Consider the following 20,869-nt stretch of genomic DNA (forward strand, 5'->3'; position numbering starts at 1 on the left):
CCATCAGCCCCTTTTTTAAGCGCGCCTACTTTTCCATGATCGGAGGGGCGCTTGGCCGGATTGATCCGCATGCCTCCTCACCAGAGCAAGTCGCAGGGCCTTGGGGCGACACGATGAAGACAACCGCCTCATCCTCGGCAAGATACTTCGCTGCCGTCGCCTTCAAGTCGGCTGGAGTGATAGCTTTCAGAATATCAGGCGTCTGGAAGTAGCGATCCATCCGATCCGGCTCGCTTTGCGCCCGGGACGTCAACGACATCCAACCGCCCAGACCCTTGAGCGCGTTCTCATAGTCTTCGAGAATTGGTTTGCGCGCGCGTTCGACCAGATCATCGGTGATCGCATCGGCGCTGAGCTCTGCCAGCATCTTCGTGATTGCTGCGCGGGTAGGATTGATCTGCTCCACATCAACCGACGCCGTGATCGAAACCGTGCCATAGCCGCGATAGATACGGCTGGTGCTCGAACCGGCTCCTGGAGAATAAGCTTGGCCCAGGTCCTCTCGCAGCCGGTCGGTCAGTTCCAGCCTCAGGATGCGGGCAAGCATCCGCAGTTTGAGCGCTTCTGTGAAGTCGCTGTCGTCGGTGGTTGGCCACATCAGGCGGACAATCGCCTGATCGTCTTCACCTTGGTGTGAAATCTCATACACGCCGCGTCTGTCAGTGAAGGGGCGTGTGCGGGCTTCCTCGCGAGGCAGGAACTCTGCTTCGCGTGTCGGCAAGGCACCGAGCGTCTGTGCGACGGCTGCAATAGCCGCATCCTCGTCAAGATCGCCGACCAGCGCCACTTCGACAGCACCGTTGGCCAATCGATCGCCAATGGCGGTTTTGAGCTTCTCGAAATCGAGCGCTTCGAACGCTTCCTTGGGTTGCAAGCTGAAGCGAGGATCATCATCCGAAAGGATGCCGCCAATCTTGGTGTTTAGCGCCCGCGACGGGGTCGAATCGAGCGTTTCGAAGAAGTTGTCGATCCCCTTGCGATACCGCTCGACTGCTTCGGGCCGATAGCCGGGATCGGTGAGGAACGCGGTCAGCAGCTTGAGCTGAAGATCAAGATCACGCGGTGTGGTTCCGCCATTCATGTTGAACGTTTCTGCTCCGCTTCCGAAGGAATAGAATACGCTCTTTCCTGCCAGCACTGTGCGGAGTTCATCGGCGCTGTGTTCTCCAAGGCCACCGGCGGTGAGGGAACTGGCCAATGTTACGCGCAGAGGATCTTCCTTTGGCGCCATGAGCCCGCCGCCATCCACGGCAATCCGCACATTGATGCGGTCTTCGCGAATGTCTGTCTTCTTGATGTTCAGCCGCACGCCGTTAGCAAAACGGATGCGGCGGATGCCAAGGCGCTCTTCGACACTGTCTTCCACCACTTCGCCCGGCTGGCCGAAATCCGAATAGGCAAACTCGACCGGACCGTTATCCTCGGGTGCAGCAATGGGCAGTGCCATCGCTTCGGCAAAGGCAGTGCGGAGCGCATCCTCACCGCCTTCAGGCGCGGTTCTTCCCGTGAAGCGGATCATCGGATTATCGAGCGACGCCATGTCTTCCCGAACGGCAGCAATCACGCTTGCCGGTGTAATTTTGGATTCAATCTTTTTGAAGAATTCTTGCCGGAATGCTGGCGTTGTGGGCACGCTTTCACTGGATATCAGGCGCAATGCGGAGCCCACATAACCGCCATTCGATCGCGTATCCGCTGCTTTCACTGCGTTTTCGAGACTTGTGCGGCGGTTGGCGAGCTGTTCGTCAATCTCGGCCTGTGTGAAGCCATAAGTCAGCGCTTCGTTCACTTCGCGAACGGCAGCCAGAACGCCTTTCTTCCACTCACCATCGACGCTGGAAACGGAAATTCCCGAAGATCTGGCATCTTCGAAGAAGTTTCCAGTGCCAAAGTTCGCGCCGCGGAACGGAGCATTTTCGCCGATCGCGAGACGCGAGAGTCGGCGATTGATAATACCGTATCCGATGCTGCGCAGAGTGCTCTTTTCGCGGTTCTCGAGCGTGTCTGGCCTTTCCTCCCATTCCCTGAATTGAGAGATTGAGACATTCTCGGACAGCGAAGGATCGGTGTATATGTCGGTCAGGCCTGAACGGTTCACATCGACCGGTCCGGTCAACGGATCACCCGGCGCCTCACCGCCAGACCAATCGGAAAACCGCTCGCGGATTTTGGCTTCCATGATATCTGTCTTGAAGTCGCCCACGATCACCATGACGGTGTTCTTGGGCGTGTAAGTGCGTTCATAGAGCGTGCGAAGCTGATCCGCTGTGGCGTTTTCAAGCACCTCCAATGTGCCGATTGGCAGGCGGTCCGCGAAGCGCGCATCAGGTGCCGAAAATTCGAAACTGTCCTCTTGCGCCCGCTGCCTGAAATTGCGGCGATCGCGCCGCTCGGCCAGGATAACGCCGCGCTCACGCTCGACCGCGTCTTCGGCAATGGTCAGCTCGCTCGCCGTTTCACGCATCAACATCAGCGCAGTGTCGAGCAGGTCCTCGTCATTGCGTGGCAGGTTGAGCATGTAAGTGATGGCATTGAAGCCGGTCGACGCATTCGTGTCCGCGCCAAAGGAAAGCCCTTTGCGCTCCAGCAGTTTGATCATCTCGCCTTCGGGGATGTTGGTCGATCCATTGAAGGCCATATGTTCCAGGTAGTGCGATAGCCCGCGTTCGTTGTCGGTCTCATCCAGTGAACCGGAATCGATCCGCATACGGACCAAAGCGGTGCCTTCAGGCGTCGCGTTCTCACGAAGGATGTAGCGCATCCCGTTATCAAGCTGCCCAAACGTATACTCGGGATCGACCGGAACATTGCTCGCCTCAAATGGCCAAACCGGTTCGGCTTCTGTTGCCGTTTCAGCGGTATCGGTTTCAGCCTCTTTTGCTGCGAGTGCGCTTGAAAGAGCGAGGTTGGGCAGGGCAAGCAGCAGCCCCGCAGCGAATACACGTGCGCTAAATTTCATATTGTCGAACAGACCCTTCTCATTCGATAGGCTTGCAGCCTAGCGCATGAACGGGCGATGTCAGGTGTTTTCTTTTCGGTTCGGTAATCGACCGGTCAGTGCGACCACTATTTCGCGGTCGCTTTCATGCCGAATGTCTATTTCTTGACAGGAGGCGTGCCGCGAAGACGGCTGCGGTGGCTCGACATGTCGAGTACTTCGCCCGGGCCATTGTCCTCTGCGTGAAGTAGGCCAAGGCGACGTGCGACTTCGCGGTAAGCCTCTTCCTCACCGCCCAGATCGCGGCGGAAACGGTCCTTATCCAGCTTTTCGCCCGTGGCCATATCCCACAGACGGCAGCCGTCAGGGCTGATTTCGTCTGCAAGGATCACGCGGCTGTAATCGCCATCGAAAAGGCGGCCGAATTCCAGCTTGAAGTCGACCAGACGGATATCGATTGCGGCAAACATCCCGCACAGGAAGTCATTGATGCGAATTGCCATCGACTGGATGTCGTGCATCTCTTCGTGGCTGGCCCAGTTGAAGCAGGCAATGTGCTCCTCCGCGATCATCGGATCACCGAGCGAATCGTCCTTGTAATAATACTCGATCAGCGTGTGCGGCAGCGGCTCGCCTTCTTCGAGGCCAAGGCGCTTGCAGATCGAGCCGGCGGCAACGTTGCGCAGCACCACTTCGAGCGGAATGATCTCCACCTGACGCACCAGTTGCTCGCGCATGTTGAGGCGGCGGATAAAGTGCGTCGGGATACCGATATGCGAAAGGCGGGTGAAAACATGCTCGCTGATGCGATTGTTGATCACGCCTTTGCCGTTGATTGTGCCCTGTTTCTCGGCGTTGAAAGCGGTCGCGTCATCCTTGAAATACTGGATAAGCGTGCCCGGCTCAGGACCTTCGTAAAGGATCTTGGCCTTGCCTTCGTACATTTTGTTACGGCGAGACATGTGAGCACCCTCCAAACCGGCGATAGGCCGCCTTGCGAGTGGTGCCCGGGGGCGGAATCGAACCACCGACACGCGGATTTTCAATCCGCTGCTCTACCCCTGAGCTACCCGGGCATTCGCTGCGGCGACGGTTAAAACGTTTCCGAACTAACCGGCGAGCAAATGAGAGCGGGCCTATGGCGCGGCTGACGCGCCTTGGCAAGAGGGAATTAGTCGTCCCCGTTCCATTGTGCACCGCCCGATTGCTCGCGCAGCATATCCTCGGGGTTGGCACGAGGTCCGGGGACCGAATAGCCATCGCCAAACCACCGCGCGAGATCGCGGTCCTTGCACCGTTGCGAGCAGAATGGCGCGAAGTCTTCAGCGCGAGGTTTCTTGCAGATCGGGCAGGGGCGATTGGGCTTGGTCATGCGCTCAGGATTTGGGCGCTGGGCGCTTCGAGTGCAAGGGTGGGATCGGTCTCGATCCGCACCTGTTTGCCCGTACGCCGTGCCAGTTCCGCCAGCCATTCGGGTTTCAGCTTGGCCTTCAGCGCAGGATGGACACGCAATTCAAGGGCAGGGCCTGCTCCTCGGCACGCTCGGCCATGCGCAGTGCCATCCGGGCGCACATGCCCGTGCGCGATGTATTGAAGCGGTGAAGCAATGATGGGCCTTCAAGCCGCGCGATGATCTGGACCAGTCCAAATCCATTGATAGCCGTGCGTTCGTGCGGCCAGTCGGCGAGATACTCGCCAATCCTGTCATCACACGCCTTACGGTCGCTTTTGTCGAGGATGTTGGGGAAGTCGATCCCGATATTACCGCCAATGTCGAACCATCTCAGCGCTCGCGCGATTGCAGGGATCGCGTTGAAATAGGCTTCTTGCGGGTAAATGCAGTCGACGTCGAACAGCGTCATCGCTGGAGTGACACTGCAGAAAATTTCGCCGCCCATCATCTCAAGGGAACCTGACGACGCGGAATGCCATACATCTTCCCAAAGCCCGGCTGGAAACCGTTGAACCGGTTTGCCTGTGGTGAAAGGTCTTTCGGGTGAGGGTCGACCCGCTTCGCTTTCAGGCACATGGCGTCCCTGAGCGAGCTTCAGCCGACCGCGTTCGGCGATGGGTGCCCGAGAGATGCGAAGTATGAACTGCGAGCCTTCGGTCAGGTCTCGCGGTAAGTGATCGACTAGAACTTGCGTACCGTTTTCCAAGGCCGCGACCCCGCGCCGTGCATCGGCAGGTTTTGATGTCAGCTTGGCTGCGTGAATGTCGCCCGCCGCCATCTCGCCCGGCCAGTGCATTTTTGCGGCCAGCACCTCGCCTTTCTCGACCAAGAGTGCACGGCTTTCACCAATTCCTTTTTCGATTAGCCATTCAGCCCCAAAATCAGCCAATGCCAAACCCCGCCGATTTCAGCAGTGCGCGCGTTTCATAGAGCGGAAGGCCCATGATGCTGGAGTGGCTGCCTTTGATCCACTGAATCAGCCCTTCGGCTGCGCCTTGGATGGCATAGCCACCGGCTTTCCCGCGCCATTCGTCACCGCCGATATAGGCGTCAATCTCTTCACGGGAGAGCGATTTGAAGCGGACGGTGTTCTCACTTAATCGCGAGCGGGCGGTACCATCTGGCATTCGCAAGGCAATGCTGGACAGCACGGTATGCCGGCGTCCGGATAGCAGTTCGAGACAATGGCGTGCTTCTTGCTCGGTTTCAGTTTTGGGTAGAATGCGCCGTCCGACGGCGACAACCGTGTCGCCAGCCAGAACATATCCTTCGGCCTGAACTGCCGCCGCCTTTTCCAAAGCCATGCGCAGCGCATAATCGCGCGGGCGCTCCGCATTGTGCGGCTCTTCGTTGATATCGGCAGGTTTGACCGCATCAGGCTCGATACCCAAACGCGCAAGCAGATCACGCCGCCGGGGCGACGCCGAAGCGAGAGTGAGATGGAGTGCGCTGGTCACGCGCGGGCCGCTACCAAAAGGGGCGCTTACGAGCCCGGCGGACCGCCGCGACCCGGCATAAAGCGATAGGTGATGCGCGCCTTGGTCAGATCGTACGGTGTCAGTTCGCACTGCACTTCGTCGCCCACCAGAACGCGGATGCGGTTTTTGCGCATCTTGCCCGCGGTGTGCCCGAGCACTTCGTGGCCGTTTTCGAGCTCAACCCGGAACATCGCATTGGGCAGCAGCTCGACGACGCGCCCGCGCATTTCGAGGAGTTCTTCCTTGGCCATGTATTTCCTTCAATTTTTGCGGACGACACAATGCCATCCGTCGATCAACGCGCGCCATTTAGCGATGGTGAGAACAAAAGTGAAGCCTCGTGCGTTAGTCGCACAAATCCTCCTCGTTCACCGCTCGGTCAGTGTGGTTTGTCTCAAGAACCTTCGCGGCTGATGCAACTTAATACAATTCAAGCGTTTCTCTCTCTCCAGGCACAGCTCAAAAGGGCGTCATGAAAGCTATCCCCCTCTCTCGAACACAGTTTCGAATTGCGCTTCGTTTCCCTCTTATGGCGGGCGTCGGCTTGACCAGTTTGGCCAGCGTTTCCGCGTTGGCGAATGATATCAGTGCCCAGCCATCTCAGCCCGAACTGGCATCTGAACAGCCGCAGGAAGAAGCAGACGAGACTGACTTCGGTGTCTCGGACGGAAGCGACATTTTGGTCGAAGGACGCCGTTTGCGTGGTCAGCTGGATGTAGAAACAGCTCCCATTCTTCAATTGAATGAGGATGACATTGCCGCCGAAGGCGTCACCTCGATCGCTGACCTTGTGACCCAGATTACCAATCAGACCGGCTCACCGCGCGGGCGAAGCGGTGGCGGGCGACCGGTCATCCTCATCAACGGCATCCGCATCGGTTCTTTCCGTGAATTCGCCAACTATCCGCCCGAAGCTTTGGCGCGGGTTGAGGTATTTCCGGATGAGGTGGCGCAGCGTTTCGGCTTTCCGCCCGATCGCCGTGTCATCAACCTGATCCTGAAAGAGAATTATCGCAACGCCGAGATAGAGTTCGAGTTCGAAGGCCCGTCACGCGGTGGTAACTACACGCGCGAACAGGAGTTCGGCTTCCTCCAGATCGCCGATGGTGGCCGGATCAACTTCAACTTCAGCGCTAATGATACTTCGCTGCTGACCGAAGATGAGCGCGACATCATTCAGACACCGGGCTCTACGTCAGAATTGGCTACGGACCCGGATCAGGCAGAATTTCGCAGCCTTGTCGGCGACAGTCGTAATCTCAACGGCAATTTGAGCTGGGCCAAGGCGATCATCGACAGCGGCACATCGTTGTCTGCAAACCTCAGTTACAACCGCAACGACCAGCTCTTCCTCAGTGGCCTTAACACTGTTCAACTCACCGATGCGGGTGGGAACAGTCTGTTCCGTACTTTCGGCGAAGACACGCCTCTACAGGTACGCACTTCATCCGACGCCATCTCTTCGGCTGGCTCATTGACCAAGCCGTTTGGTGCCTGGCGTCTCACCAGCACATTTGACGCGACGCTTACCGAAGCGACGCAAGAGATTGATCGCCGTTTCGATACGACCAACCTCGAAGCGGACGCGCTAGCGGGCACTTTGACGCTTGACGGCGCGCTGCCCAGTGCAGTCAATCCGGGTTTTGATACCGCCTTCACGCGCAGCATCGGTGCCGAGACGTTGACGACCATTCGCGGGCCTCTCGCCGAACTGCCAGCCGGTGATTTGCTGGCGACATTTGATGCCGGATACAGCTGGACCAACCTCGACAGCGCCGATACGCGCACTTTGGAGACCGGCGAGCTGACGCGCGGCGTCTTCACCACGGGTATGAACGTGGTGGTGCCGATCACAAGCCGCGAAACCGGCTTTGGTGATGATCTGGGCACAATCAGCTTGAATGGTCAGGTGGGTCTGGACAGCATTTCGGACTTCGGGACGCTGGGCGATTACACGATCGGGATGCGTTGGGCGCCGACGGGTAAGCTCGATTTCACAGCCAATTACATCGTGCGCGAGGTAGCGCCTTCGCTGGGTGCGCTCGGCAATCCGCAGGTGACCACGCTGAACACGCCAGTGTTTGATTTTACGACGGGTCAGACGGTGCTCGCCAGCGTGACCTCGGGTGGCAATCCCAATCTGCTGGCAGAGACGCAGCGGGACTGGAAATTCGCGGTGAACTGGGAGCTTCCTTTCTGGGATGGCACTCGCTTCACTGTGGAATACATCAACAATCGATCCGATGACGTGACCCGAGGCTTCCCGCAGATCACGCCAGAGATCGAAGCGGCGTTTCCTGATCGCATCACACGCGATGGCAATGGTGTTCTGACAGCGATTGACCGCCGATCGGTCACCTTTGCTGAAACACGCGCGGAGCGTTTGCAATTCGGGCTGTTTTTCCGTGGCAGTATTGGCGCCGGGCAACGGGGTGGCCCTCCCGGTGGTGCGCGTGGTCGTGGCGGACGTCCTGGTGGAGCTGGCGGACCGCCGCCGGGTGCTGCGGGCCGTGGTGGTCCGCCGCAAGGCACCGGTGGTCCTCCGGGGGCTGGTGGACCGCCCGCAGGAGACCGACGCGCGCAATTCATGGCGTTTCGTGAGAAGATCTGCGCGGACGATGGTCTTGAATTGTTGAACAAGCTCGTGACCGCCATCGAGAATGGCGAAGACACATCGGCTATCCTTCCCGGCACGACGCCGGAGCGCCTTGAACGCCTTTTGTCGCGTGTGCGCGGAGAGGACGGGAAGGTCAATCGTGAGCGTTTGGCGCAGATGCGCGGCATGCTGTGTTCGATGGACCCCTCCATGATGCGCGGCGGGCGGGGCATGCGACCCGGTGGTCCGCCCGGTGGTGGCGCACCGCAGGGCTCACCAGAAGCCGCAACACCGCCAGCTGGTGGGCAGGGTGGTCCTCCCGCTGGGGCAGGGCGCCCGACGGCCTCGGCTGAGTTCCGCGCCAAAGCCTGCGGTCCGGATGGTCTCGCTGCCATGCGCGAGCTGATTGGCAAGATCGAGCGCGGTGAAGATGTCTCGGCAGAGATCCCGGGCGTTGATCCGGCCTTTATCAAGATGGGTCTGGACCGCGCGCGCGATGCCAACGGCAATATTCCTGACGCTGCTCTTGAGCAGTTCCGCACCATGCTGTGCGGGTCTGGCCAACAGGGTGGTCAGCAAGGTGGTCAGCGTGCCGGTGGACGCCCCGGTGGCGGTGGCCCAGCCTTTAACCCATTGTCTCGCAGGAACTTCCGCGGCTTCCGCTACTTCGTGTCGTTTAACCACACGATCGAGCTGGAAAACGAAGTCTTGATCGCCCCGGGTGTGCCGATCCTTGACCAGTTGGACGGCGACGCAACCGGCGCATTCGGTTTGCCTCGCCATTCGAGCCGTTTGGAGGCGGGTATCTTCGGCTCCGGCATCGGTATGCGCCTCTCGGGCCGCTACACCGGCTCAACCCGCCTCAACGGATCAGGCCTGCCGGGCAGCACCGATCTGTTCTTCGATGATCTGGTGAGGTTCGACTTGCGGCTGTTTTCCGAAATCGGACAGTTGGTCGGAAAGAATGAAGGGCTGCTGAAGAATTTCCGCATCAGCTTGCGCGCTGACAACATCTTCGACGCCCAGCGGCAAGTGACCGACGAACTCGGCAACACACCGATCAACTACCAGCCGTTCCTGATCGATCCGGTCGGTCGGTTTATCGGTGTTGATCTGCGAAAACTCTTCTGATTCCCGCAGCCCATCCGGGCTGCGAAATCCTCGCTCATGCGACCTAAAGGTCGCGTCGCTGCGGGCGGGCGGTCGCCCTTGCGGCCCTGCGGGCCGTCTTAATCGACCTCAGTCTTCGGGAACATCCAGCGGTGGGCTGGCTCTGCCTCGAACGGCGTCCAGTCGCCTTCATCCTGCGCCAGACGGTCGGCGATGGCGATCATCACGCTGGGGTTCACGCCAAGGCCGATGTGGCTGGCATAGACCTGAATGTTCTCGCTGTGATGCTCGGCCTTCCTTGGGCACTGCACGCTGCCACGCCAATGGACCACGCCATCGGTCTTGGTGAGGATTGAGGTCGTGGGCACGGGTGGCGCTTCATCGAGGCCGATGAATTGGCCCCCGCGCAGTTGCTCGGGCTTGTCGCCGTTGAAGAATTTGAACAGCCGCGCTGCGTTGGTGTGGCCACGATCATCGGAGATCGGGCTGCCCAAGCTGATGACCAGTCGCACTTTGTCCGGATGCATCTTGGTGATTTCGCGCGCCAGCACGCCGCCAAGGCTCCAGCCGATGATCGAGACAGGCCGTCCGCTGTCCTTGTGCAGGCGGTCGAGCTGGTTCTCCAGCCGTCCGATCAGCTCTTCAGTGATCCGCACATTGCGGCCCGAATCCCAGCCATGCGCGTCATAGCCAAGGTCGCTAAGCAAACCGCGCATCGGCCCGGTTGAACTGTTGGACGCCATAAATCCTGGCATCACCAGCACAGAGTGCCCGTCACCGCGTTGCAGGTTCGATAGCATAGGCCGGCTGGCATAAAACGCGCCCAGCTCAAACATCGCGCGGCCTTCGGCAAAGGTCCAGAAACGGTTCGGGGGACTTGCCATGGGCGCCTCCTTTTCGGTGCCAAGCTCAAGTGCGGCAGTTGCCATCAGATTTCCTCTCTTCTGTATCCCGCGAGCTTTTGCTTCTTCGGGTGCGACATATTGTTTTATTTGGCTTTCTTCGCGGCTTGGGCCGTCTTTTTGGTTGCGGCCTTGGGACGGCGCTTGGCCGGACCCTTGGTCGATTTTGCGGCGGCAGCCACCTTCTTCGATGCTGCCAGCATTTCGTCAAAGCTGTCTTGCAAACACTGTGAGTAGAATTCGGGGTCCGGCATGATGTCACGACAAGCTGTGAAGCTGATGTACGCTTCATCGACGTAGGATTGCACAACATGCGCAAGGCCCAAACCGTCGGTCAGGCAGATCAGCGAGAGCGCCATGCTCTCCATCCGCGCGCCCGATGAATAGATATGGATGGGCGGCCCGGGAACGTTGGTGACCACCGTGTTGAACGGCATCGCGCGGTGCGCAAGGCTCACGCGGCTGAACAATTGTGCGCCCAGCGCCATGTAGAGCAGCGGATTGACCTTGCTCACCTCGGTCATGGTGCGCGCACCAATCGCGTTGGTCATCGCCTTGGAATTGCTGGTCTGACTAAAGACGTATTCGAGCCGTTCTTTCGGGTCTGAAAGGTGCGACCCAAGCGGCGCAATCATCGCTGCCACCTGATTGCCCATATCGCCCTTTTCGTCGTTTGAGCGCACCGAGATGGGCGCCATGGCGGTCATGGTTGATTTGGGCAGGTCACCCTTGGCCGAAAGATATTTGTTGAGTGCGCCGCCGATAACAGCCAGCGCCACATCGTTCACCTTGGCTTCGGGCAGTAGCGCGCGAATGGCCTTCATATCCTTCAGCGGGAACGTGCAGCCCTCGACAACGCGGTGCGAAGATATCGTCCGATTAAAGCGGGTACGCGGCGGCACCATATCAGTGCTGAGTTTGAAGTCGCGGGTCACCAGCCCCTTGATCGCGCTGGCAATACCGGGAACAGCTTGCGCTGCGACTTGAGCCTGCCGAAACGGATTCATGATGGCGTTGACGTAGCTCTTACCGAGCAATTCGACCGGTCCGGGCACTTTCTCCGGTTTCCAGTCGTCCGGTTCGTTGGGGGGCGCGGTACTGGGCGTTACGGTGTGGGTCGCCTCCATCAGGTCTATCCCGCTCATCCCATCAATGGCGGCATGGTGCACCTTGGTTACAAAGGCAAAGCACCCTTTCGGATAGCCGCGCACATTGTCGAGCCCTTCAACCACGGTGAATTCCCAAGGTGGGCGATTGAGATCGAGCGGGCGGGCATGAATACGCGCCGCCTGAATGCACAGCTGTCGCCAATCACCCGGCTTGGGCAAGGCGACGTGACGGACATGGTATTCGAGATCGAAATTGGGGTCTTCAATCCAGTATGGGTAATCGAGATCGAAGGGCACGCGGACCAGCCTCTGCCGCATGGTTTTGGACAGCCGCAGGCGGTCTTCGAAGAACTGGAGAATGTCTTTGAAACGGACAAAGCCGCCCGGTGCCGTTTCCGGATTATAGATCAGCACACTGCCGATATGCATCGGCGAATTCGGAGATCTCGAGCGCAACAAACGACGAATCCATTCCTTGCAGCTGGCGCAAGGCATCCTCCTGTTCTTCCCGTTATCGGGATTTCAGTAGAAGAGGTAAGGGCGATTCTGAGGCAACACAACCTTACGCAAGCGGCAGGTGTTGCTTGTGAACAGGGCCGTTTGAAAGAATTATGCGCGCCCGTTGCCTATGCCGTAGCGGAACTGTCGCTCCGCCACCAACCAGAGAGGGACAGGGGGCGGGCAGGGGCTGCACCGGCCAACACCAGCAAACCGGCAAGAATGCCGAGGTTCTTGACGAAATTCTGCGTTTCGCGCTCCACCATATCCTCACCCATGGTCCAGAAATCATGCAGCATGAAATTGACCAAAAGGATGTAGATCACGCAGGCATAAGCAACCAGCTTCACATGCCGCCCGGTGATGAGCAGCAGCCCGCCAACGATGTTCGTTGCAGCTGAAAACCACATCAAAGGCGCGGCGAAGGGGATATCATGGATCTGCATATAAGCGATGGTCTGTTCCGCACCCGCGATCTTCATCAGGCCCGGCATCAGGAAATAGAGGCCCAACAGAATGCGCCCGATTGTGATGCTGATGTTTGACATGTGATCCCCCGATATTGCTTTTCTCAACGCGAGTGTGCGTCAGCCAGACCATCTCCGCAAGCCACGCCGCTCGCCCATGCCCATTGGAAATTGTATCCGCCCAACCATCCGGTGACATCCACCGCTTCGCCAATGGCGTAAAGGCCGGGCAGTTTCTTGGTTTCCATCGTCTGTGATGAAAGTTCGGCGGTTGAGATGCCTCCGATCGTGACTTCGGCCTTGGCGAAGCCTTCGGTGCCGTTGGGAGCGAAACGCCAGTCGGCCAGTTTCTGTCCCGCAGCGCGGAGATTCTTGTCGGAAACACTGCCCAACTCGCGTTCGATACCGAGCCTTTCGGCCAGCGCATCGGCCAGCCTGTCGGGCAAATGCTCCCGCAAAGCGGATCGGACAGTCGCGCGAGGGCGATCTCTCTTGAGCCCCAGCAGCCATTCCGTGTCTTCTTGCGGAAGAAAGGTGATCCCGATGTCCTCTCCGCCACGCCAATAGGAAGAGACTTGCAGGATGGCGGGGCCGGACAAGCCCTTGTGGGTGAACAGTGCCGCCTCGGTAAATTCGGCTTTCCGCTTGCCTGATCCGGCGCGGGCGCGGACGGGGGCTGACACACCAGAAAGCTCGCGGAACAACACATCGTCACCGCCCAGCGTCAGGGGGACGAGGGCGGGGCGCGGTTCGACCACTTTCAGGCCAAATTGTCGCGCCAGGTCATAGGCAAAGCCGGTTGCGCCCATTTTCGGGATCGAAGGGCCCCCTGTTGCGATAACAAGCTGCGGCGCAGCGTAACTTTCGCCTGACGCCATGACGGCAAATTGACCGTCATCATGCGCCACCGCACTTACATCGGCATCGCAGATCACATCGACCGTGTCGGGACATTCATGGAGCAGCATCGCGACGATCTGTTTAGCCGAGCCATCGCAAAACAGCTGGCCCAGCGTCTTTTCGTGCCACGCGATGCCATGCTTCTCGACCAACGCGATAAAGTCCTGCGGCGAGTACCGGGCCAGCGCTGACTTGGCGAAATGCGGGTTGTCGGAAAGGTAATTGGCCGGCCCCGCATCGACATTGGTGAAATTGCAGCGCCCGCCGCCGGAGATCAGGATCTTCTTGCCCGGCTTCTCCGCCTTTTCCAACACCGCGACACGCAACCCACGCTGGCCCGAACGCGCGGCGCACATCAGGCCCGCTGCTCCTGCCCCGAGAATAATGACGTCGTAATGCTGCATTGCGCTGGCGATAGGCATGTTGCCGCGCATTGCCAATCGCCCATCGCCATCCCTATTTGTGTGGCATGTCGAAGACCGCCGCTGGCTCTCCCAATCATCCGCGAGGGGCCGAACGTTTCAATGAGGAGCGCGCGGCCAACACCGTCGCGTCGGCGCAGCCGAACCTTGAGGCGGGTGTTGAGGCGATCCGCAACACTGTCGCTACGCTGAAGCCCACACCCGGTGTCTATCGCATGCTCGATGCGCGCGGAGACGTGCTTTATGTGGGCAAAGCGCGCAGCCTCAAGGCGCGGGTAGCGAACTACACGCAGGTCAACCAACTGACCAACCGCCTGCAGCGCATGGTCAGCCAGTGCCGCGCGATGGAGATCGTCACCACCAATTCGGAGGCAGAGGCGTTGCTGCTTGAAGCGCAGCTGATCAAACGCTTCCGTCCGCCGTTCAACGTGCTGTTGCGGGACGACAAAAGCTTCCCTTTCATCCTGCTGCGCGCCGATCATACCTTTCCGCGTATCCACAAGCATCGCGGGGCACGGCGGGCGAAGGGCAATTACTACGGCCCGTTCGCAAGCGCCGGATCGGTAAACACCACGCTCAACGCGTTGCAGAAGCTGTTCCTGCTGCGAAGCTGCACCGACAGTTTCTTCAACAACCGTGACCGGCCTTGCTTGCTTTACCAGATCAAGCGTTGCTCGGCCCCTTGCGTCGACCGTATCTCGACCGAAGACTACGACGCGCTGGTCAAACAGGCGAAGGACTTCCTCGCCGGCCGGAGCTCTCAGGTGCAGGCCGACCTCGAGAAGCAGATGGCGAAGGCCGCGGAAGACCTCGACTTCGAAACCGCCGCCATTCTGCGCGACCGACTGCGCGCGGCGACCTTTATCCAAGGCTCACAAGCCATCAACGCCTCTGCGGTTGGCGATGCCGACGTCTTCGCACTGGCGGAGAAGGGCGGGCAGATCTGCATCCAGTCCTTCTTCATCCGCGGCGGACAAAACTGGGGGCACCGCGCCTTCTTTCCGTCGCACACAAAGGATGTCGACGAGGCGCAAGTGCTCGCCGATGTCATGCTGCAATTCTACGAGGAAGTGCCTCCGCCCCCCACCGTTTTGGTTGACCGCGATCTGCCTGAAGGCGAGTTGATTGAAGCCGCTCTGACCGAACTTGCCGAGAAGAAAGTGGCGATCTCGATCCCCCAGCGGGGCGATCGGCGCAAGCTGATGAAGCAGGCGCAACGCAACGCGGTTGAGGCGCTTGAGCGGCGGCTGGCGGAGAAGGGCACCAAGGCGAAGATCAACCGCGAACTGGCCGAATTCCTCGAACTGGAGGCTCCGCCCGAGCGCATCGAGGTATACGACAACTCGCATATCCAAGGCGCGAAAGCGGTTGGCGCGATGGTTGTTGCGGGGCCGGAGGGCTTCGAGAAGGCGCAGTATCGAAAGTTCAACATCAAGGAAGCGCAGACCAACGATGACTTTGCGATGATGCGCGAGGTGATGCGGCGACGCTTCCGCAATCTGGCTGAAAATCCCGATGGCGCGAGTGGCAAGAAGAACAGCCATGAGACGATATGGCCCGATCTTGTCCTGATTGATGGCGGCAAGGGGCAGCTATCGAGCGTTATGGAGGTCCTGGAGGAGCTCGGCATTGCGGACGAAGTGCCGGTGATCGGCATCGCCAAGGGTCCGCATCACGGGCGCGAAGGGCGAGAAGTGTTCCACTTCCCCGATGGTCGCGAGAAAACCCTGCCGACCAACTCCCCCGTCCTATTTCACGCGCAAAACCTGCGCGATGAAGTGCACCGCTACGTCATCGGCGCCCACCGTGCGAAACGGAGCAAGGCCATCACCGCCAGCCCGCTCGACGAGATCCCCGGCATCGGCCCGGCCCGCAAACGGGCCTTGCTTCTACACTTCGGAACCGCATCCAAAGTCAGGGCGGCGGCGTTGGAGGATCTGAAGCGTGCGCCGGGTGTGAGCGACAGCGTGGCTCAGCAAATATATGACTTCTACCACGCAGGTGGCTGAGAACGCCTGGTTCATCGTCGTTTTAGGGGTTGGAAAGTAACCGAAATTTAGTGCCCGAGAACTTAGGGGATCACCCTTAGGTCAAGTGCGTCTAGCATGGGTCAAGCCCAGAGGCGCCGATTGGGGAAGTCACGGGTGAACGCCGAAAGCAGCAAGACGGCAATTGCACAGGCCTACTGGCCGATTGTGCGCGGCTATCTAGCCGTCGCCTCGCTGTTCTATATCGTCATGACGATCTGCCTGCTGGCATTCGACACCGGACACGATACCCAGCTCTTCGTGCCTCTGTGCGGAATTTCGAGCGCGGCATTCGCTGGTGTCTATCTGACGCTTGCAAAACGCTGCGAATTCGCACCGGTACTTTGGGCCACCAATTTTGCCAATGCAGTGGTCTTGCTGAACGTTGCGGTCGGGCTGACCATTGCTTTTGACGAACGCAATCTGGTCTATCTGGTGATCGCAGCCATCATTGTTTCTTTGGCGAGCGTTACGATCAAACAAGCGGTGTTCTGGACCGTCGCAACGCTGACAATTCTTGCTTATGAGCTGCTGTCTTTCAGTCCAGATTACGGCGCCGTTTTCGCGTTCATGGGTCTGGCTGCAGCCACAACTGGCATAGCCATTTCCGCTTATCTACGCAGCGCCATCGTGAAGGCGAAAAAGGCGGAAAGTTTGGCCGTCAAAGCTCTATTGGACGCCAAAATCGATCTGGATGAAGAAAAGCATGCTGGTCAGATGATGAAGAAAGAGTCGCGGTCTGACATGCTGACAGGCCTCGCCAATCGGCGCGGTTTCTTCACGGCCATGAAAGAACAGACGAAGAGGAAAGAAGGCGCATGGTTGGCGTTGCTCGATCTGGATGGCTTCAAGTCGGTGAACGACAATCACGGCCACGTGGTCGGCGACGAACTACTTAAATCGGTAAGCTTTCGGTTGCGCACATTTTGCGTGGCACGCGCGCATGTTAGCCGAATCGGCGGTGATGAATTCGGCATCGTTATCGCGGAGGACCTGAACGAGGTGGAAATCGTCGAGTGGATGGAGCGACTTCTATCCCGTCTCGGCCAGACCTATCTTATCGAAGGACGTATGATCCAGATGTCCGGCTCGATCGGATGCTGCCGTATCGACCATGGCGAGGATGTTTCGACCGTCTTCAAGAGCGCCGACTTCGCTTTGCTTCACGCCAAACGCAGCGGCAAGAACCGCGTTGTGTCCTTTGATGACGAGCACGCCAGAGCCTTCGCCGAACGGTTCAGGATTGAACAGGCGCTGCGTCATGCCGATCTCGATAGCGAAATTGAATTGCTGTTTCAGCCGCAGATGCAACTGGGCACCGGCACGATCTCGCGCGCTGAAGTTCTCGCGAGATGGCACAGCCCGATCATCGGTTCGATTGCACCCGATGAGTTTATCTCCGTCGCCGAAGAGTGCGGATTGATGATGCACATTACAGTGTCTGTCCTCCGTAAAGCGCTGACGACGTTGGAGCAGTCCGAAGACCCGCTGCCCCTTTCCATCAACCTATCCGCGGCAGACCTGAACTCGGAACAGACCATGGCGCGGATACTGCGTCTTCTGGAGGAATCTTCAGCCGATCCGGCTCTAATCGAATTTGAAGTAACAGAGTCCGCCATGCTGATCGACGAAGCGCGTGGGCGCGAACAGCTTCAACGCTTGTCGGAGCGCGGGCATACGATTGCTATTGATGACTTTGGAACGGGTTATTCCAACTTCAACTATTTGCGATCCTTGCCGATTGGCAAGCTGAAGATTGACCGGAGCTTCCTTGAAGATGTTCAGGATCCCATGACCGAAAAGATCCTTCGTTCGCTTGTCGGTGTGGCCAACACTTTGGGTGTCGAGTGCCTTATTGAAGGCGTCGAGGACGAGCTGGGTCTGTTGATGGCAAAGCGCACCGGCGTGGGATCGGTTCAGGGCTTCCTGATCGGCCGCCCCGCGGAGTTTGACGCCTTCGAGCGCGGCGCGCCAACTCTGCAGCACTTGGGTGATGCCAAACGCGCCAGCGGCTGAGGTCCCAACTCCCGAGGTCGGGTTCTAACGCCTGAGTTTACTCAGCGGTTCTTCGGTTTGCCAGCCTTGTGACCTTTGCCTTTGCCGGCGAACTTCTTCTTCTGTGGTGGCTTGCCTTTTCCCGGTCCAGCCTTGCCGTGGGGGCGACGGTCCTCCGGCTTCTTGCCATCCCTCTTCGAAGACCGCGGCTTGCCATCCTTTTGCTTCTGGAATGGCTTGGCGCGGACCTTCGCCCGATCTGCGCCCGGACCGTCCCTGCGGTTTCTCCGTGCCTCAATCCGGGGGCCATCTTTCGACGCCTCGATCGGGATGGCATCCTGTTCGTCATCCCCAGAAGCAGTTCGCTCGATGGTCGCAGCGAACTTGTCTGCGATGGCGCGCGGGATTTGAAACCAGCTTTCTTCCTGACCGACGCGAATGGCGCCAATCTCATTGCGCGTGATATGCCCTCTGCGGCAGATTAAAGGCAGGAGCCAGCGCGGCTCTGCGTTCTGCCGACGTCCGATTCCCATCTTGAACCACACCACATCTTCAAAGCCGGGCCGGTGCCGTTCCGCCTTTGCCTTCTGGTGCGCTTCGGGTGTGTTGGCGAGCAGCTCTTCAGGCGCAGGCATCTTCGCACGGTGGGCTTGAACCAACGCGGCTGCGATATCTTCCGCGGGAAGACGCTCCATCAATTCGCTCGCAATGGCGCGGTCGGCGTCATCATACTCGGCGGTCGCGGTGAGCTTATCCATCAGGCGGACGTGATCCTTCTTGTGGATCGCTTCAGGCGTTGGTGCGCCATGCCACTTGGCCTCGATCTTGGCGCCGCGCAGCATGCTCTCGACCCGCCTGCGCCGGTTATACGGCACAAGAATAGCCGCCGTGCCCTTCTTGCCGGCGCGCCCCGTTCTGCCGGATCGGTGTTGAAGCGTTTCGGCATCGCGCGGCGTTTCAACGTGGATCACCAGGCTGAGCGTCGGCAGGTCAATACCGCGCGCAGCCACGTCGGTCGCAACGCACACCCGCGCGCGCCCGTCACGCATCGCTTGCAGCGCCTGATTGCGCTCCGATTGCGAATGCTCGCCGGACAGCGCGACAACACCAAAACCGCGATTCTGCAGAGTGGCGTGGAGCCGCCGAACACTTTCGCGGGTGGCGCAGAAACAGATCGCCGATTCCGCTTCGTGAAAGCGCAGCAGGTTCACCACGGCATTCTCTGTTTCAGACGGCGCAATTGTGATCGCTTCATAGCTGATATCGCCATGGCCGCGCTCTTGCTCTTTCAGCGACAATTGCAGCGCATCGGACTGATACCGTTCAGCCAGACGCTTGATCGCGCGCGGCATCGTGGCGGAAAACAACAGCGTCCGGCGCGTTTCGGGCGTGGCGTCGAGGATTTCCTCAAGATCGTCGCGAAAGCCCATGTCGAGCATTTCGTCCGCTTCATCGAGCACCAGCCCGACAAGGCCCGACAGGTCGAGCGAGCCGCGCTCTATGTGATCGCGCAGACGCCCGGGTGTGCCGACCACAATCGCGGGGCCGGAACGCAGCGAACGCCGTTCCTTGCTTGCGTCCATCCCGCCAACACATGTCGCAATCCGCAAGCCTGCCTTGGCATAGAGCCAGCCGAGTTCGCGGCTGACCTGCAGCGCAAGCTCCCGGGTCGGCGCAATGATAAGGGCACGCGGCGTGTCCGCACGTCCGCCTTCTTCCAGACTGTTCAGCAGATCTTCCGCCAAGGCGATGCCGAAGGCGACCGTTTTGCCGGACCCCGTCTGCGCAGAAACAATCAGATCGCGTCCTGCGGCCTGTGGATCGCTGACAGCGGCCTGGACAGAAGTGGGGTTGTCATAACCGCGTTCAGCCAACGCTTCGCCCAGAACAGGCGGGAGATTTTCAAATGGCATAAGCTATCGCTTGGGTAAGGGCGCGGTGCGTCGCGCGAAGGAAAGGGCAGGAGATCGGTGCGAACAAAGCGCACGCTGCTCATGCGGGTCGTGATCCGGTATGGTCTCGCCCGCAGCGGCCTATAGCGATAGTTGTTCGCTATGGCTTGTTGTTTTTTGTGCAGTGCAGTGTGGTCAGATGACTTGGGCAGCTAACCAGCTCACTTGCATGCGCTGCGAAAGGCTTTCAGAGGCTCGGCAATATCTGCAAGCGGTATCCGGACCTTTTCCCGACTATCGTCGTCGCCTGCGCGCATGAAGAGCCATTGGCCCTTGGCGAGATTATCAAGGATCGGATCGCTGGCCTCCATATCGATGGCGTAGTGCGGAAACTCCTCATTCGGCACTATCACTGCGGTATATTCCGAGGTTGCTGCGCTGCTTTCGGCGACCTCCATATAGAAGCCGCGGGTCCCGGGCCCGGTGGGAGCTTCACGCATGATGTTGACTCTCCAAACTACTTGTCCGGCATCGCACGCGACCGTCAGGAGCTGATCATCGGTTTCAGGAACACCAAGCGACAAATAGGGAGTGTCGCCGCCTGCGCCGATCCAACTGTAGCGTTCGGGACTGTTCTCGTAACCATTCGCGCTCCATTCAAAGGACAACGGCAGCGTTTCGACATCGTCGCCAAGGGGTTCTTTGTTTGAGGCCGCGCCATCGCCATCCTGACTTTGCGGGGCGGAGGTCTCAGTTTCTGGCGCTTCAGGTTCTGTCGTCGGGGCGTCAGTCTGCTGACTTGAATCGCATCCTGTCACCAGAACGGCCGCTGCCGCGACGAGCATGGTGTAAGCGGCTTTTGAATGGCTTCGCATGGAAAATACCCCCTAAATCTTCACAACGGAACGCCGCATATCTGGCAGCTTTCCCAAGCACTTCTTTCGAAACACTTATGAAGGAAGCTAGCGGCAATCTTGCCCAACTACCAGCGTGGTGTTGTGAATAGCCTCCGGTGCGCTCTGATGGGTGCCTATACGTCTTTTGGGTCGGTCGTTTCACAGTGCAGGATTGCTGACGCTGTT

At 59.1% G+C, this 20,869-nt stretch carries 16 protein-coding genes and 1 tRNA gene; 3 read left to right on the forward strand and 14 right to left on the reverse strand.

Going from position 1 to position 20,869, the window contains the following annotated elements; translation table 11 throughout:
- Positions 1-25 precede the first annotated feature (25 nt).
- From AC0V6K_RS11410 to infA, 8 genes are all read right to left on the reverse strand, one after another.
- The gene (locus AC0V6K_RS11410; RefSeq protein WP_472622325.1) at positions 26-2,959 is read right to left on the reverse strand and encodes a M16 family metallopeptidase; all 2,934 of its coding nucleotides are present in this window, start codon (positions 2,957-2,959) and stop codon (positions 26-28) included.
- A 137-nt stretch (positions 2,960-3,096) separates the two neighbouring features.
- Positions 3,097-3,900, reverse strand: coding sequence for a phosphoribosylaminoimidazolesuccinocarboxamide synthase (gene purC, locus AC0V6K_RS11415; protein WP_472622327.1), 804 nt, complete (start codon positions 3,898-3,900; stop codon positions 3,097-3,099).
- Positions 3,901-3,939: 39 nt separating this feature from the next.
- Positions 3,940-4,014: transfer RNA gene (locus tag AC0V6K_RS11420), tRNA-Phe, on the reverse strand.
- Between the two features lie 95 nt (positions 4,015-4,109).
- Positions 4,110-4,310, reverse strand: a complete 201-nt coding sequence (gene yacG / locus AC0V6K_RS11425; RefSeq protein WP_472622329.1) for a DNA gyrase inhibitor YacG — start codon at positions 4,308-4,310, stop codon at positions 4,110-4,112.
- Entirely contained in the window at positions 4,307-4,450 is a 144-nt protein-coding gene (locus AC0V6K_RS11430) for a hypothetical protein (RefSeq protein ID WP_472622331.1), read from the reverse strand. Before AC0V6K_RS11430 ends, yacG begins: the two co-directional genes overlap by 4 nt.
- A complete protein-coding gene (locus tag AC0V6K_RS11435; protein WP_472622333.1) occupies positions 4,429-5,280 on the reverse strand; it encodes an Rne/Rng family ribonuclease in 852 nt (283 codons plus the stop codon). Before AC0V6K_RS11435 ends, AC0V6K_RS11430 begins: the two co-directional genes overlap by 22 nt.
- Positions 5,273-5,848 carry a Maf family protein gene (locus tag AC0V6K_RS11440; protein WP_472622335.1) on the reverse strand — a complete coding sequence of 192 codons (576 nt, stop codon included), beginning with the start codon at positions 5,846-5,848 and terminating at the stop codon, positions 5,273-5,275. The genes AC0V6K_RS11435 and AC0V6K_RS11440 overlap by 8 nt, the downstream gene beginning before the upstream one ends.
- 26 nt (positions 5,849-5,874) lie before the next feature.
- Positions 5,875-6,120: a translation initiation factor IF-1 gene (gene infA, locus AC0V6K_RS11445; protein ID WP_298465050.1), complete on the reverse strand. Its 246-nt coding sequence runs from the start codon at positions 6,118-6,120 to the stop codon at positions 5,875-5,877.
- Positions 6,121-6,413: 293 nt separating this feature from the next.
- On the opposite strand from infA, the gene AC0V6K_RS11450 reads away from it, so the two are divergent.
- Positions 6,414-9,596 carry a TonB-dependent receptor gene (locus tag AC0V6K_RS11450; protein ID WP_486172639.1) on the forward strand — a complete coding sequence of 1,061 codons (3,183 nt, stop codon included), beginning with the start codon at positions 6,414-6,416 and terminating at the stop codon, positions 9,594-9,596.
- A gap of 98 nt (positions 9,597-9,694) precedes the next feature.
- Here the strand turns inward: AC0V6K_RS11450 and AC0V6K_RS11455 are convergent, their stop codons facing one another.
- From AC0V6K_RS11455 to AC0V6K_RS11470, 4 genes are all read right to left on the reverse strand, one after another.
- Complete coding sequence (locus AC0V6K_RS11455; protein WP_472622339.1) at positions 9,695-10,504, reverse strand: esterase/lipase family protein; 810 nt, start codon at positions 10,502-10,504, stop codon at positions 9,695-9,697.
- 59 nt (positions 10,505-10,563) lie between these two features.
- Positions 10,564-12,015: a WS/DGAT/MGAT family O-acyltransferase gene (locus AC0V6K_RS11460; protein ID WP_472622341.1), complete on the reverse strand. Its 1,452-nt coding sequence runs from the start codon at positions 12,013-12,015 to the stop codon at positions 10,564-10,566.
- A 197-nt stretch (positions 12,016-12,212) separates the two neighbouring features.
- The gene (locus AC0V6K_RS11465) at positions 12,213-12,632 is read right to left on the reverse strand and encodes a DoxX family protein (protein WP_472622343.1); all 420 of its coding nucleotides are present in this window, start codon (positions 12,630-12,632) and stop codon (positions 12,213-12,215) included.
- A 23-nt stretch (positions 12,633-12,655) separates the two neighbouring features.
- Positions 12,656-13,885, reverse strand: a complete 1,230-nt coding sequence (locus AC0V6K_RS11470; protein WP_486172640.1) for a BaiN/RdsA family NAD(P)/FAD-dependent oxidoreductase — start codon at positions 13,883-13,885, stop codon at positions 12,656-12,658.
- 35 nt (positions 13,886-13,920) lie between these two features.
- Between AC0V6K_RS11470 and uvrC the strand changes: the two genes are divergently transcribed.
- Positions 13,921-15,882 (forward strand): excinuclease ABC subunit UvrC, encoded by a 1,962-nt coding sequence (gene uvrC, locus AC0V6K_RS11475; protein WP_472622347.1) that lies wholly within the window; start codon positions 13,921-13,923, stop codon positions 15,880-15,882.
- Between the two features lie 135 nt (positions 15,883-16,017).
- Complete coding sequence (locus tag AC0V6K_RS11480; protein ID WP_486172641.1) at positions 16,018-17,916, forward strand: putative bifunctional diguanylate cyclase/phosphodiesterase; 1,899 nt, start codon at positions 16,018-16,020, stop codon at positions 17,914-17,916.
- A gap of 41 nt (positions 17,917-17,957) precedes the next feature.
- On the opposite strand, the gene AC0V6K_RS11485 is transcribed toward AC0V6K_RS11480, so the two are convergent.
- On the reverse strand, positions 17,958-19,808 hold the full coding sequence (locus AC0V6K_RS11485) for a DEAD/DEAH box helicase (RefSeq protein ID WP_472622351.1): 1,851 nt from the start codon (positions 19,806-19,808) through the stop codon (positions 17,958-17,960).
- Positions 19,809-20,008: 200 nt separating this feature from the next.
- Positions 20,009-20,662 (reverse strand): hypothetical protein, encoded by a 654-nt coding sequence (locus AC0V6K_RS11490; protein ID WP_472622353.1) that lies wholly within the window; start codon positions 20,660-20,662, stop codon positions 20,009-20,011.
- Between the last annotated feature and the right edge of the window lie 207 nt (positions 20,663-20,869).

The organism is Erythrobacter sp. S43, from assembly GCF_057364955.1.

Bases quoted from the DNA above. Each gene is read 5' to 3' on its own strand.
- AC0V6K_RS11410 (WP_472622325.1), bottom strand. From the start codon at position 2,959: ATGAAATTTAGCGCACGTGTATTCGCTGCGGGGCTGCTGCTTGCCCTG.
- purC (WP_472622327.1), bottom strand. From the start codon at position 3,900: ATGTCTCGCCGTAACAAAATGTACGAAGGCAAGGCCAAGATCCTTTAC.
- yacG (WP_472622329.1), bottom strand. From the start codon at position 4,310: ATGACCAAGCCCAATCGCCCCTGCCCGATCTGCAAGAAACCTCGCGCT.
- infA (WP_298465050.1), bottom strand. From the start codon at position 6,120: ATGGCCAAGGAAGAACTCCTCGAAATGCGCGGGCGCGTCGTCGAGCTG.
- AC0V6K_RS11455 (WP_472622339.1), bottom strand. From the start codon at position 10,504: ATGGCAACTGCCGCACTTGAGCTTGGCACCGAAAAGGAGGCGCCCATG.
- AC0V6K_RS11460 (WP_472622341.1), bottom strand. From the start codon at position 12,015: ATGCATATCGGCAGTGTGCTGATCTATAATCCGGAAACGGCACCGGGC.
- AC0V6K_RS11465 (WP_472622343.1), bottom strand. From the start codon at position 12,632: ATGTCAAACATCAGCATCACAATCGGGCGCATTCTGTTGGGCCTCTAT.
- AC0V6K_RS11470 (WP_486172640.1), bottom strand. From the start codon at position 13,885: ATGCGCGGCAACATGCCTATCGCCAGCGCAATGCAGCATTACGACGTC.
- uvrC (WP_472622347.1), top strand. From the start codon at position 13,921: ATGTCGAAGACCGCCGCTGGCTCTCCCAATCATCCGCGAGGGGCCGAA.
- AC0V6K_RS11485 (WP_472622351.1), bottom strand. From the start codon at position 19,808: ATGCCATTTGAAAATCTCCCGCCTGTTCTGGGCGAAGCGTTGGCTGAA.
- AC0V6K_RS11490 (WP_472622353.1), bottom strand. From the start codon at position 20,662: ATGCGAAGCCATTCAAAAGCCGCTTACACCATGCTCGTCGCGGCAGCG.